Raw genomic sequence first — 12,995 nt, forward strand, 5'->3', positions numbered from 1 at the left:
GCTTCCAAGCGCTTACTGGGGAGCGATAAATTCTATATAATTACGCTAGCAAAAGTTGACTTAAACTGTAGACTCCTGAAGGTTAGATATAGGCTATCTTAAAAAAGACAGCCTATCTGGACTTAAAGTTAAAGATTGATTGCACCTCTGGCCAACGGCTGGGATAACATAGGCGCAATCGCTTTATTTCAGGAAATAAATGAACTTCGTCTAGATTACTGATAAAATTCAATTTGGTTTACCATAAAAGGAAGTTCTTTGGTATCATCCACAGCCATTTTCCTCACCCAACTCTTAAGTTCAGGAATCCATTTAAAACCTGCCTTTTTTGCAAGTTCCCTATTGTCATAGGTTACAAGAGCTTTAAACCAAGCTTTGGGTCTTAACGCCATTTTAAACATGGCATTCAGGTTCTCCATCCGATCAAAAAGATATGCGATCAATTGACAGTCTGTTAATGCCCTATGATTTCCAAAAATACCAATATCATGTGCTGCTGCTAATTCAATAAGAGATTGACCAGATCGGATTTGACGAGGCCATTCAAATTCAGTACAGGTACAAACCCAACGAAGTGGTTCATTTTTAGAGTTCAATAAAACAGGTAGTAGACTCTTCCCATTATTTGAAGAACCAAACCACTTCTGATCAAACTCAGCATTGTGTGCCACAATAACTTGCGCCTTCTTTGCCATCTCAGTTATCATCCACACACTTTCAGCTACTTGTTCTTCTGTTATTTCCATTAACGGTGCTGGCTTAATCCTGTTTATATGCTCTGCCGGATTATTCTGTGCTGGGAGAAGAGCTGAATATTGTTTAATGGTGGTTTGATGTTTCACCGAATACAGAATAGCTCCTAGCTCTATAACCTGCCCTGTCTTAACGTCTAAGTCTGTGGTTTCTGTATCAAGGATTAGAACCTGATCGGGTGTAGGAAATTGAGCATTGGATGAAACGAAGGTATTTTGCGTCATAATAGGAGTACGAAATAAATAATTGAAAACATGCCTACCAAGTTGAAAGCTTGAGGGCATTTTTTTTGGCAATTTTGTTGCCGAATATATACACGTTACTTTGTCCGTATTACTTTGTCAATAATAACGACTATATTATTTTTACCGTAGTATACTGTAGCGCTAATACAGTTTGCTAGTGTAAGCTAATGCATACCTCGTAATTAAATCTTAAAGAGCATTTATGAGAAAGATTAGCTGTAAGTTAAAAGACTTTATGGAAAAACGGCATTTATCCCAGTACCAATTAGCTAAAAACACTGGTATTAGCGTCAATGCTATTGGGAGGCTTTATAAAGAAGAGTTTGATCGAATTGACTGCAACACTGCTGAAGTTTTGTGTAACTACTTTGGCTGTGACTTGGGTGATTTGTTTATTATGCAAGCTGAAGGAATGAAAGAGGATGAGCTTATAAAGCGATATGATGCAGGAAAAAGGGATTTTTCTGGTGTAGACTTAGGCGGGGCTATTTTAAGTCAGGTAAACTTGACAGGAGCAAATCTAACAGGAGCAAATCTAACAGGAGCAAACCTATGTCAGGCAGACTTGAGTAAAACCAACTTAGATCAGACTGACCTAAGAAGAGCTGATCTTGAAGGAGTAAACTTAAAAAAAGCAACACTCAGAGAGGCAAAGCTCCTTTTTGCAAAACTAGTGTCTGCGAATCTGTTTTGTGCGGAACTGACTGAAGCAGACCTCAGCCAAGTTTATCTCCAAAATGCAGAGCTTGGGTGGGCAAACCTAAGTAGGGCTGTTTTAAAAGAAGCAAATTTAGATAATGCAGAAATGGTTAGAGTCAACTTGAGAGGAGCAAACTTGACAAATGCCAAAGCCAGAAAAGCGAATCTCAAGTTTGCAGACCTGCGTGAGACAAAACTGATTGATACCGATATCGCTGACGCCAACTTAGAAACAGCTTGTTTAGTTAACGCTGATCTGAGTAATGCTAACTTCAGTAAAGCCAGACTAGGAAAAGCTGATCTGAGTACTAGCAACCTGAGATGTATCAACTTGACTGATGCTGACTTAACGGGTGCTGACTTAACGGGTGCTGACTTAACGGGTGCTGACTTAACGGGTGCTAACTTGACGGGTGCTAACTTGACGGATGCTAACTTGACGGGTGCTAACTTGACTGGTGTCAGTTTACGGATTGCTAATCTAACCAATGCTAATTTGGACGGTGCTAGCTTGAAGGGAGCAATCATGCCTAATGGCAAATTATATCAATCTTTGAGCAGCGAAGAAGACAGATTCCTTGAAAATTTTTAGCTTTTAACCTTAAATTGGGTTGCACTGCGAGAACAAGGATATTTATTTTTGATAGCCTTACAAGGATTAGGTAACTTCACCATCAAGTATCGGTAGAGTATGACCCAAACGGAATCCTAAAATAATCCATTCTTCAAGAGCATCTTGCAAATCTTCCCGACAAGCTTCTAGTGTTGCAGCGTTTACCCAAACTCCTTGACATTCTGGAATTTCGCTATAAAAAGTTCCATCCTCAAGCAAATCGTAGGTTGCTTTGTGTAATGCTGTACGAATGTAATTTGTCAACATTTAGCTTTTTGATCAATTTGCCTATGACTTAAATTTTACTTTTAATCGCAAATCCGCCAAACTCTAATTATTATGTATATTTTTTAATTTCTGAAAATGCGATCGCGCCACTTTCCCAACGCGATCGCTAAATTTTGCATCCCCTAAGCAATAAAATGCAACTGATTGATCGCTGCATTAATTAGATTATGGGTAACGGGAAGGCTATCCACTACCATCCCCAGACACAACAGCATCATGTAGGAGATGGAAAAGAGAAACAACTCTTTAGCTACAGTGCGATCCTCTGGATTTTGCAACAACCGCCAAGATTTGTGGATAAATAATCCTCCCAGAATTAGGGCGATCGCAGCATAAAGAATTCCACTTGCTCCCAAGGGATAAACCAATAACACGGTTGCAACTACGGTAAGCAGGGTATAGTACCAAATCTGCTTCACGGTTGCCGTAGTACCTTCAATCACAGGTAACATTGGTATCCCAACTTTTGCGTAGTCATCTTTAATCATCAGAGCTAACGCCCAAAAATGGGGCGGTGTCCATAAAAAGACGATCGCAAAAATCAGCCATGCTGACCAGCTTAATGTACCCGTGACAGCAGCCCAACCCACTAACGCCGGAATTGCCCCAGCGGCCCCACCAACAACGATATTCTGGGTGCTGTGGCGTTTAAGCCAATGGGTATAGACCAAAATATAAAAGACGATACCAGAGAAGGCTAGCAAGGCGGCTAACAGGTTGGCAAATACTGCCAGGAGTGTAAAGGAAATCGTCGCCAGTGCGATCGCAAAAATTAGAGCATCGCGTGGCTGCACCTTACCCGAAGGTATCGGACGGTGGCGCGTCCGCTCCATGTCATAATCAATATCCCGGTCATACACACAGTTAATCGTCTGAGCGCTTGCAGCAGCCAAAGTGCCACCAGTGAGAGTTACTAGCAACAGCAATGGGTCTACTTCTCCCTTAGCAGCAATCCACATACTCCCAGCCGTGGTAATTAAAAGCAACGGAATAATCCGAGGCTTCGTTAGCTGGTAGTAACTTTGAATTACCTGTAAAAATGTTTGGTGGTGGCGAGAGACATTAGTCTCAATCATTTTGGCTCTGGTTCCTTATTTTTCAACAACTTATATGCAGCCCCCGCTCAAGGTGGCTCTTTCAGGCAAACGAAAACACAGATTTTCTGCACCTGCGTGGGTCGCAATACTCGCCGTTGCGGCTTTCGTCGTTTAGTGGGGAGTGGGGGCAGGGGGTAGGGAAGCAGGGGAGCAGGGGAGCAGAGGAGAAGTTGCAGTAAGTTTTTCCCCTCTTCTTCTTGTGCCCAATGCCCAATGCCCCATTTCCTACTCAGCACTTAGCATTTGTGAATTAGCACTCACTGAGTCACGCAGTGCGAGAACTGTGAAAACCACCAAAGTACCTAGCAAAGTAGCTCCTATAGCTTGATGAGAGACTGTGAGAGGCTCGACTTGGAGGTGTAATTTGAAAGTGGCAAATCCCAACAAGATTTGTAATGTCAACAAAGCACCAGCCATATTTGCCAGTCGCCGCAAGGCTGGATGTAGTGCTGGTGTCCACCAACAGATCAATACCATTGCCAAGGTTGCCACTGTTGGCGGCACCAAACCAGCAATATGGCTGTACATTACAGTACAAAGTTGAGAACCGCCGAGGCATTGGTGTAGCGCCCAGCGAGAGCCTACCAAAGCACCTAGCAAACTTTGCAGGTAAACTAGAACAGCAGCAGTTAAACCGACCCAAGGCAACTTACCAACGGTTCCATTCCCCTGATAGGGTGTGAGTGCTGTGCCGATAATCAGGAGAGTAGTAAAAAACAACAGCGCCGTTCCTAAATGGGCAGTAACAATATCAAACCGCAACAGTTCGGTAACGGTGAGTCCCCCTAAGATACCTTGGAAGACGATTAGAAATAGGGCGAATGTAGATGCCCAAGGCAGCCAAGAGGGTAAGAAACGACGACGCCACCAGGACAAACCGAAAAGTGCGATCGCGCTTAAACCAATTAAAGCCGCATCCAATCTGTGAAACCACTCCAAAAACACTTGGAGATTCATTTGCTTGGCTGGCACGAGTTCGCCATAGCATAAGGGCCAGTCTGGGCAAGCAAGCCCAGCATTCATCACGCGGGTGGCACTGCCTATTGCCATCAAAATTAAGGTGGCTATGCACATTTTCCACACCAAGCGCCGAATCATTTCCTTGGGCTTTTGCTGCTGAAGAGCCGCTTCATTTTGTTGTTGTAGGACAAATTCGCTCATGAACGATACCTTCTGCCCGCTCTTGGTGGATCTCTTAAAATCTTCAATTTTCTTTTAGCGTCCTATCTTCACCCTAGCGTATAGGTTAAGGTTTTATAGATTAGCACTCACTTATACTTTGAATCACTCTAGAAAGGTTTTGCCTGAAGCTTTAGGTATTTTTCAAGATGTCAAAAATTGATTAATCACAATTAATTTAAACATTCTAAATTTTTCCTTAAATTTTTTCACTGATTCACATCTATTTTTGGCGTTGTATGATAGTAAACTCATACTCAAAATTAATGAAATAGCCAAAAAAATTAATAAAAATTTCAGACCTTTGGACTCCATGCCTTCTAGCCTAGACTACCTTAGTAAGTGAGCAGCTTTAAGATAACGTAGTAAATTCAATTAAGTAAGCCGTGAAGATTCCAAGTTCAATCTGGACATTACTCATTGGCATCGTGCTAACGCTCGCCAGCCTTTGGTACGGTCAAAATCACGGACTGTTGCCAGCAGCAGCCACAGATGAAGCCGTCTTGGTAGATAATCTGTTCAACGCGATGATGGTCATTTCTACAGGTATATTCCTCCTCGTAGAAGGTGTTTTAATTTACTCTGCATTTAAATACCGTCGGCGTGCAGGTGACAATGAAGACGGCCCACCAGTTGAGGGCAATGTACCTTTAGAAATTCTCTGGACGGCGATCCCAGCAATTATCGTTATCGGTATTTCTGTTTACAGCTTTGATGTCTACAACGAAATCGGTGGCTTTGATCCCCATGCTATCCATCAAGCGCCGATGAATCAGGAGTCGATGGCAATGCCTGGAAGTGCTATGGCAGCAACTTTAAACGATACTCCTCCTAGCACCGAACCCAACCTCAATCAAGAAAAATCTGATGAGGCAATGCAAGACCCAGCTACCGCAGAAGTTCGTAATGCTGACCAAATTCCCCAACTGCGGAATGCTCCTGGTGTCGGTAGTGTTGCTCCGACAATTGGGGGAACTCCTGATAAAGCAGGCAAACCAGCAGGATTACAGGTCAACGTCACAGGTCTACAATATGCCTGGATTTTCACCTATCCTGAAACTGGTATAACTACAGGTGAAATGCACGTACCCATCGGGCGAGAAGTGGAAATCAATATGACAGCCAACGATGTTATCCACGCCTTTTGGGTGCCAGAGTTCCGCCTGAAACAAGATGCGATCCCTGGTAGGCAAAGCGAGATTCGCTTCACCCCCAAAAAAGCAGGCGATTATACCCTAATCTGTGCTGAACTTTGTGGCCCCTACCACGGTGCGATGAGAGCAACAGTAGTCGTTGAGCCAGAAGAAGCCTTTGATAAATGGGTGCAAGAACAACTAGTTGCCAGCAAAGAAACACTAAATCAAGCCGTTGCTGTTAACCCTGCGAATCTATCCCCAAATGAATTTCTTGCTCCTTACACCAAGGACATGGGAATTCAGCCAGAAATCCTTCATCAAGTTCACAAATAGTCATTGGTCATTAGTCATTAGTCACTGATCATTAGTACTCATACAAAGGACAAGTGACAAAGGACAAGTGACAAAGGACAAATGACAAAGGACAAATGACAAATGACCCAAGCTCAAGTGCAAGAAACTGCCAACGCCCCTGCTCTTCTTGAGGAGCCAGGGATCAGAAAATGGCAAGACTATTTTAGTTTCAACACCGACCATAAGGTGATTGGGATTCAATACCTAGTCACTACATTCATTTTTTACTGTATCGGTGGGGTGATGGCTGACTTGGTTCGTACAGAACTGCGAACCCCAGAAGTCGATTTCGTCACCCCTGAAGTCTACAACAGCTTATTTACGCTGCACGCCACGATCATGATCTTCTTGTGGATCGTGCCAGCTGGTGCGGGTTTTGCTAACTTCCTCATTCCTTTGATGATTGGGGCAAAGGATATGGCATTTCCACGCTTGAATGCTGTTGCCTTTTGGATGATTCCCCCTGCGGGTTTATTGTTGATCGCTAGTTTAGTGGTAGGCGATGCACCGGATGCGGGTTGGACTTCCTACCCTCCCCTGAGCTTGGTAACAGGTCAAGTAGGTGAGGGAATTTGGATTATGAGCGTTCTCCTACTAGGTACGTCATCGATTTTAGGGGCAATCAATTTCCTGGTTACATTGCTCAAGATGCGTATCCCTGGTATGGGGGTTCACCAAATGCCCTTATTCTGCTGGGCGATGTTTGCTACCTCGGCGCTGACTTTGGTATCTACGCCAGTGTTAGCAGCAGGTCTAATTCTGCTGGCTTTTGACTTATTGGCAGGAACGACATTTTTTAACCCAACTGGGGGTGGCGACCCAGTTGTGTATCAGCACATGTTCTGGTTTTACTCCCACCCAGCAGTTTACATCATGATTTTGCCCTTTTTTGGGGCAATTTCAGAAATTATTCCGGTGCATTCCCGCAAGCCGATTTTTGGCTATAAAGCGATCGCTTATTCGTCTCTTGCCATTAGCTTTTTGGGGCTAATTGTTTGGGCGCACCACATGTTTACCAGTGGTATCCCCGGTTGGTTGCGGATGTTCTTTATGATCACCACGATGATCATTGCCGTACCCACGGGAATTAAAATTTTCAGCTGGTTAGCAACCATGTGGGGTGGGAAAATCCGGCTTAACAGTGCCATGCTATTTGCCATCGGCTTTGTTGGCACCTTTGTGATTGGCGGGATCAGTGGCGTGATGTTGGCAGCAGTGCCCTTTGATATTCACGTTCATGACACTTATTTTGTGGTGGCCCACCTGCACTATGTCTTATTTGGTGGTAGCGTTCTCGGCATTTATGCGGCGATTTACCACTGGTTCCCGAAAATGACGGGACGGATGGTAAACGAATTTTGGGGTAAGGTTCACTTTGCCTTAACAATTGTGGGTCTAAATATGACCTTTTTACCAATGCACAAGCTGGGATTAATGGGCATGAACCGCCGCATCGCCCAGTATGACCCCAAATTTACCTTTCTCAACGAAATCTGCACTTATGGCGCTTACATACTGGCAGTTTCGACATTTCCCTTCATCATCAATGCCATTTGGAGTTGGTTATACGGCGAAAAAGCTGGTAATAATCCCTGGAGAGCATTGACCTTAGAGTGGATGACGACATCACCACCTGCGATCGAGAATTTTGATCAAACCCCAGTACTGGCTACAGGCCCCTACGACTACGGTTTGGAAAATTCTAATGAAGATGTACCTTTATCCGATCCCAATCCTCTCTTATCTGGTGGGCCAAACTCAGTATTAAGAGCAGAACCCGACCCAGCGGTTGCCGCCAATCCCGAAGACCGGAAATAGAGTTATGAGTTAGGAGTGAAGAGTTATAAGTTATGAATGATGAGTTATGACAATTCCTAACTCCTGTACAGACGCGATTAATCGCGTCTGTACTCCTAACTCCCACCCCCCACTCCCCATTCCCCATTCCCAATTCCCCACTTATCAAAATTCATGCAAAGTCAAACTATTGACCCAGCTAAAACCGAACTGAATCATCACCACGCGGCGGAAGCGTCCGTCGGTCATCACGAAGAACATCCAGATCATCGTATGTTTGGGCTAATTGTCTTCCTGATTGCTGAAGGGATGATTTTCATGGGACTATTCGGAGCCTATTTGGCTTTTCGTGCTACCTTACCGGCATGGCCGCCAGCAGGTACCCCAGAGTTAGAACTATTGCTACCTGGAGTCAACACCATCAATCTAATTTCTAGTAGTTTTGTCATGCACAATGCCGATACTGCGATCAAAAAGAACGATGCGCGGGGTGCCCAGATTTGGTTAGCAATTACCGCTGCAATGGGTGCTATCTTCTTGGTGGGTCAAGTATATGAATATACCCATTTAGAATTTGGTTTAACTACCAATTTATTTGCCAGTGCATTCTACGTTTTGACTGGTTTCCACGGATTGCACGTTACTATCGGCGTTTTGGCAATTGTTGCTGTGTTGTGGCGATCGCGCCTTCCGGGTCACTACAGTAACGAAAAGCACTTTGGTATTGAAGCAGCCGAAATCTACTGGCACTTTGTTGACGTGATTTGGATTATTTTGTTCGGATTACTGTATCTACTGTGAGTATTAATTAACTAGTTGTTTAATCCACGCGGACAACTTAATAAGCCCCCTTGGTGGGGGCTTTTTTAATTAACAGAATAAAAATATCAGTGAAAAAGATTGTAGAGACGTAGCAGTGCTACGTCTCTACAAGGATCATGGATAACGCATATTTATCGTTTGCCTAAAAAAGTTAAATAAAAAATATATAAAAGCAAGTTTAGACTATTCCCACTATTACTTTTGCTAGATGCAACTGAGTTGTTGCAAGTGATATATATGCAATTGAAGTAAAAGGTGGGAAAAGTCGGAAAAGTAGGATGTTTTGGAGGAAGTATTGAATAAGCAGTTAATATACTGTAAATTGATATCTTAAGGACTAAGTAAACCAATAAATAAAGAAAGTTCGCAAATTTATGCGGATTTAACTTAAGGAAATGCAGTCCTAATATTTCTTCTACTCAGAAAAGTGGGAACTTAAAGTTATTCGAGAGATTGCAAGCATTGTAATTCGCCATTTTGCTTTCTCATTTAAGTGGCTTGTATCAATTCAAAAAATGTTTACGACAGATAACCCAACCTGCACTCTCGCCTTGCTAAGGGTAGGGTAGGGACGGAATCTTTTTTAACAATTGGTATCAGGTGTTGGTTGTGGTATTTCATGGAAGCGAATACGCATTACAGATTTGCCAGAATTATGAGTATATCGAGATCGTTAAATGTGTGAGTGATTAAAAAGTTACACTTAATTTACCTCAAAAACTATCACTCAGTATCTACCTCAAAAACTTATCCTCTCTTTTTTAATTTTTTCGTCGAACTCACATTGATCTGACAACCCGATCGCGGTTGGTAATGACTAAAATCTGGTAAAAAAATTGTGGCGAAACTGTCAGGGTATTTGTGCCTTTTGCCTTTAAATTTTACTATTCAAGGTTTTGTCAGTAATCAGACTTAACAGTTAAAATAAATAAGTAAATATCCTGATTCGTGAATATTATTTTCCGCCCCCAGTTTAAATACTGTAGACTAGTGTTAAATTTACTTAAGTGATAAAATTACAAAAGTATTTCATAAATTAATTTTGTATCAAGATACGTATAAAGGTATTAAATTAAGCAATCAAGCAACTAAGCATCCAACTCATCTAAAGCATAGGTTGCCCGATGGCTAACTGCCGCAAATACCAGCAAATCTACCAGCAAGCAGTTATTCATAACCTCACCCAAGCTCTGAATGGTCAGTAAATTAAGAAGTAGTACACGCCACATGAGCCAGAACCCTCTAGTCAGAAAAACACTCCGAAGTCGCTTTGAAACTGTCAAAGTGATGGAAAGCAGAGAATCTGATAATACTTACTTATTAGGGGGTGCTATACGTAACAGAAATCGATACTCTTTCAATAGAAAAACACTTCGGAATCGCTTTGAGATTATCAAACACTTAGGAAGTGGAGGTTCTGGTGATACTTACTTGGCTATTGACTTGGATTTACCAGGACAACCCCATTGTGTCGTCAAACATTTTCACCCAAAAGATTCCAGCCCTGCTGTTCTACCCATTGCTAAAAAGCTATTCGCTCGAGAAGCGGAAGTTTTATACCAGCTAGGCAACGACCACGATCAAATTCCGAGACTGTTTGCCCATTTTGATGAAGATGGGGATTTTTATTTAGTTCAGGAATTTATTGACGGTCATGCCTTGACTCAAGAAATTGTCCCAGGTCAGCCTCTTAACAAGAATACAGTTTTAAATTTATTAAAAGACATTTTAGAAGTACTGGCTTTCGTCCACGAACACGATATTATTCACCGAGATATAAAACCTCAAAACTTAATGCGACGGTCTTCAGATCGGAAGATTGTGCTAATTGACTTTGGGAGTATTAAGAAAATTGGTGCTTTGGGAGCAGGCTTAACAATTGCTGTTGGAACCCCTGGCTATATGCCAAGCGAACAGGCTAAGGGAAAGCCAAAACTTTGCAGCGATATTTATGCTGTAGGGATGATTGGCATTCAAGCTTTAACAGGTTTAATACCTGAGCAACTACCAGAAGATCCCAGTACTGGAGAAGTTATCTGGCGCGATAAAGCACAGGTAAGTGATAGTCTGGCAAATATTTTAGATACAATGGTTCGCGATCGCTACAGCCAGCGTTATCAGTCTGCCACAGAAGCTTTACAAGCCCTTAATGATGTAGCGTTGTCAGAGTCTTCACAATCTGCTGACATCAACCACAAGGCTGATGATACCTATTTGCTAACTTATAGAAACTTTATTTTGCTGCTGGGCATCGGTCTTGGTGCAACCACTAGTTTGATAGTAATAGTTTTAATCTACACCTTTATTAATACAGGGACATCGCTTCCAAACCAACCTACTCCACTAAAGAGTTTTCTAGAAAGATTTGTTGAGTTACCGTTAATTAATACAAATAGTCTACTAGCTAAATCAACACCAAACAGAAGAATCTGTCAAAGCAATTGCACCATTGCAGAAACTACCAAAGAGCAAATTTCATCTCAATGAGAAAGAGTTAATCATCTAGCAACAATCATAATAACTGCCTATTAACTAGCTATTACAGATTTATTTTTAATCTAAATATTTTAAGATGACTGTAGGATAAATACTTAGATATTCCTGTAAGATAAATACAATGAAACAATATTTAAAAATATGGACAATACAAATCAAAGAAAAGCTTTAATTAACAGCGAAATCTCCCTCTTTCTCAGAGGTTTGATTATTGGTAAAGTTCTCACACTTATGGTTATTGGCGGATTACTTTGGTGGTTCTTGAAGCCAAATTTATTGTCGTCCCGCAACAGTGTTAACCCTTCCTCTGCTCAAAATGTCAAGAGCGTCTCTAATAATGTCTCTAATAATATCTCTAATAATGTCTCTAATAATAATGGATCAACTTTTCAGACAGTTGCTGATGTTCCCCCTGCCTCATTCAATTACGGAGGTAGTACAGCATGGGCATCAATCCGGCAATTGGTAGATTCTCAGATCCAGAGCGATCGCCCAGAACTACAATTACGCTACGTAAACCCTGTTAATGGTAGCCCTGGTTCTAGCTCCGGCATTCGGATGTTGCTTGATGGGAAACTAGACTTTGCTCAGTCCTCCCGTCCCCTCACAGATGAAGAACAAGCTACGGCAAAAGAGCGAGGCTTCACCCTTGAGCAACGTCAGGTGGGTAGAGATGGGATAGCAGTGGTAGTCAATCCATCACTCAATGTGCCTGGTTTAACTGTCGAACAATTGCAGCAAATTTATTTGGGGAAAATTACTAACTGGAATCAAGTCGGTGGGCCAAATCTACCCATTACAGCTTTTTCCCAACGTCCAGAGGACGCAGATACAGTAATATTCCCTAATAACAGCGACTTAAAGGGGCAAGCATTTGGCTCGAATGTGCAGTATGTCTACTCTGCTACAGATGCAGTGCGCCAACTCAGTAAAACCCCTGGTGGTGTGTATTACGCTTCTGCCCGTTCGGTAGTCTTTCAATGTAGCGTGAAGGCTTTGCCATTGGGTCAGACTTCTGGTCAGCTAATTACCCCCTATCGGGAGCCGATGGTTTCGCCTGAGCAATGTCCGCGTCAGCGCAACCAGCTAAATACTCAGGCGATCAAAAATGGCAGCTATCCGATGATTGCTAATTTGTTTGTGATTATTAAGCAGAATAAAGGTTCAGAACAGCAGATTGGAAATGCTTATGCCAATCTTTTATTAACTGACCAAGGGCAAAGAGCAATTGAGCAAGCTGGTTTTGTTAGAGTTCGCTAGTAGATTTGAAGGATAATTGAGCAAGCTTCCTACCAATCCCCGACTTGTTTAAAAAGTCGGGGATTTAGAGCGATCGCTCTGTTCCAAATAAAGGTGCAATCGCATTTATTCTTAAACTCCAATGGCTGACGAGCCGATTTCTGATAACGCGATTATTATAGTATAAATCTGGCTTGAGAAAAATGCGATCGCTAACCAAATCGAGAACATCTCATATTTTTGACATCCAATTATTTACTCCTTGTCTGTGCATCTC

The 12,995-nt window shown here is 42.3% G+C and carries 12 protein-coding genes; 6 read left to right on the top strand and 6 right to left on the bottom strand.

Annotated features, from left to right (window positions below; all coding sequences use genetic code 11):
• Window positions 1-215: 215 nt before the first annotated feature.
• Entirely contained in the window at window positions 216-977 is a 762-nt protein-coding gene (locus tag NLP_RS30790; protein WP_158680612.1) for a 3'-5' exonuclease, read from the bottom strand.
• A gap of 223 nt (window positions 978-1,200) precedes the next feature.
• Here NLP_RS30790 and NLP_RS30795 point away from each other — a divergent pair, with 223 nt between their 5' ends.
• Window positions 1,201-2,289: a pentapeptide repeat-containing protein gene (locus NLP_RS30795; protein WP_104909631.1), complete on the top strand. Its 1,089-nt coding sequence runs from the start codon at window positions 1,201-1,203 to the stop codon at window positions 2,287-2,289.
• 66 nt (window positions 2,290-2,355) lie between these two features.
• Here the strand turns inward: NLP_RS30795 and NLP_RS30800 are convergent, their stop codons facing one another.
• The 3 genes from NLP_RS30800 to NLP_RS30810 all read right to left on the bottom strand — a co-directional run bounded on the left by NLP_RS30800 (window position 2,356) and on the right by NLP_RS30810 (window position 4,856).
• Entirely contained in the window at window positions 2,356-2,577 is a 222-nt protein-coding gene (locus NLP_RS30800) for a type II toxin-antitoxin system HicB family antitoxin (RefSeq protein ID WP_104909632.1), read from the bottom strand.
• A 143-nt stretch (window positions 2,578-2,720) separates the two neighbouring features.
• Entirely contained in the window at window positions 2,721-3,674 is a 954-nt protein-coding gene (locus tag NLP_RS30805) for a heme o synthase (protein ID WP_104909633.1), read from the bottom strand.
• A 246-nt stretch (window positions 3,675-3,920) separates the two neighbouring features.
• The gene (locus NLP_RS30810; RefSeq protein WP_104909634.1) at window positions 3,921-4,856 is read right to left on the bottom strand and encodes a COX15/CtaA family protein; all 936 of its coding nucleotides are present in this window, start codon (window positions 4,854-4,856) and stop codon (window positions 3,921-3,923) included.
• Between the two features lie 404 nt (window positions 4,857-5,260).
• On the opposite strand from NLP_RS30810, the gene NLP_RS30815 reads away from it, so the two are divergent.
• The 3 genes from NLP_RS30815 to NLP_RS30825 all read left to right on the top strand — a co-directional run bounded on the left by NLP_RS30815 (window position 5,261) and on the right by NLP_RS30825 (window position 8,962).
• The gene (locus NLP_RS30815; protein ID WP_104909635.1) at window positions 5,261-6,343 is read left to right on the top strand and encodes a cytochrome c oxidase subunit II; all 1,083 of its coding nucleotides are present in this window, start codon (window positions 5,261-5,263) and stop codon (window positions 6,341-6,343) included.
• A gap of 102 nt (window positions 6,344-6,445) precedes the next feature.
• Entirely contained in the window at window positions 6,446-8,182 is a 1,737-nt protein-coding gene (ctaD, locus tag NLP_RS30820; RefSeq protein WP_104909636.1) for a cytochrome c oxidase subunit I, read from the top strand.
• A gap of 153 nt (window positions 8,183-8,335) precedes the next feature.
• Window positions 8,336-8,962: a cytochrome c oxidase subunit 3 gene (locus NLP_RS30825; protein WP_104909637.1), complete on the top strand. Its 627-nt coding sequence runs from the start codon at window positions 8,336-8,338 to the stop codon at window positions 8,960-8,962.
• Between the two features lie 1,109 nt (window positions 8,963-10,071).
• Here the strand turns inward: NLP_RS30825 and NLP_RS33845 are convergent.
• The gene (locus NLP_RS33845) at window positions 10,072-10,212 is read right to left on the bottom strand and encodes a hypothetical protein (RefSeq protein ID WP_158680614.1); all 141 of its coding nucleotides are present in this window, start codon (window positions 10,210-10,212) and stop codon (window positions 10,072-10,074) included.
• On the opposite strand from NLP_RS33845, the gene NLP_RS30830 reads away from it, so the two are divergent.
• Together NLP_RS30830 and NLP_RS30835 are read left to right on the top strand one after the other, a co-directional pair.
• Window positions 10,211-11,470, top strand: coding sequence for a serine/threonine-protein kinase (locus NLP_RS30830; RefSeq protein ID WP_234017130.1), 1,260 nt, complete (start codon window positions 10,211-10,213; stop codon window positions 11,468-11,470). The two genes, NLP_RS33845 and NLP_RS30830, sit on opposite strands and share 2 nt — an antisense overlap.
• A gap of 150 nt (window positions 11,471-11,620) precedes the next feature.
• Window positions 11,621-12,739: a PstS family phosphate ABC transporter substrate-binding protein gene (locus tag NLP_RS30835; protein ID WP_104909638.1), complete on the top strand. Its 1,119-nt coding sequence runs from the start codon at window positions 11,621-11,623 to the stop codon at window positions 12,737-12,739.
• 64 nt (window positions 12,740-12,803) lie between these two features.
• Here NLP_RS30835 and NLP_RS35720 read toward each other — a convergent pair whose 3' ends face one another.
• Complete coding sequence (locus NLP_RS35720) at window positions 12,804-12,938, bottom strand: hypothetical protein (protein ID WP_267894901.1); 135 nt, start codon at window positions 12,936-12,938, stop codon at window positions 12,804-12,806.
• Between the last annotated feature and the right edge of the window lie 57 nt (window positions 12,939-12,995).

Origin of the sequence: Nostoc sp. 'Lobaria pulmonaria (5183) cyanobiont', from assembly GCF_002949795.1 — a bacterium.
GTDB lineage: Bacteria > Cyanobacteriota > Cyanobacteriia > Cyanobacteriales > Nostocaceae > Nostoc.

Excerpts from the sequence above, each read along its gene's own strand:
- NLP_RS30790 (WP_158680612.1), bottom strand. The coding sequence starts at position 977 with ATGACGCAAAATACCTTCGTTTCATCCAATGCTCAATTTCCTACACCC.
- NLP_RS30795 (WP_104909631.1), top strand. The coding sequence starts at position 1,201 with ATGAGAAAGATTAGCTGTAAGTTAAAAGACTTTATGGAAAAACGGCAT.
- NLP_RS30800 (WP_104909632.1), bottom strand. The coding sequence starts at position 2,577 with ATGTTGACAAATTACATTCGTACAGCATTACACAAAGCAACCTACGAT.
- NLP_RS30805 (WP_104909633.1), bottom strand. The coding sequence starts at position 3,674 with ATGATTGAGACTAATGTCTCTCGCCACCACCAAACATTTTTACAGGTA.
- NLP_RS30810 (WP_104909634.1), bottom strand. The coding sequence starts at position 4,856 with ATGAGCGAATTTGTCCTACAACAACAAAATGAAGCGGCTCTTCAGCAG.
- ctaD (WP_104909636.1), top strand. The coding sequence starts at position 6,446 with ATGACCCAAGCTCAAGTGCAAGAAACTGCCAACGCCCCTGCTCTTCTT.
- NLP_RS30825 (WP_104909637.1), top strand. The coding sequence starts at position 8,336 with ATGCAAAGTCAAACTATTGACCCAGCTAAAACCGAACTGAATCATCAC.
- NLP_RS30830 (WP_234017130.1), top strand. The coding sequence starts at position 10,211 with ATGAGCCAGAACCCTCTAGTCAGAAAAACACTCCGAAGTCGCTTTGAA.
- NLP_RS33845 (WP_158680614.1), bottom strand. The coding sequence starts at position 10,212 with ATGTGGCGTGTACTACTTCTTAATTTACTGACCATTCAGAGCTTGGGT.
- NLP_RS30835 (WP_104909638.1), top strand. The coding sequence starts at position 11,621 with ATGGACAATACAAATCAAAGAAAAGCTTTAATTAACAGCGAAATCTCC.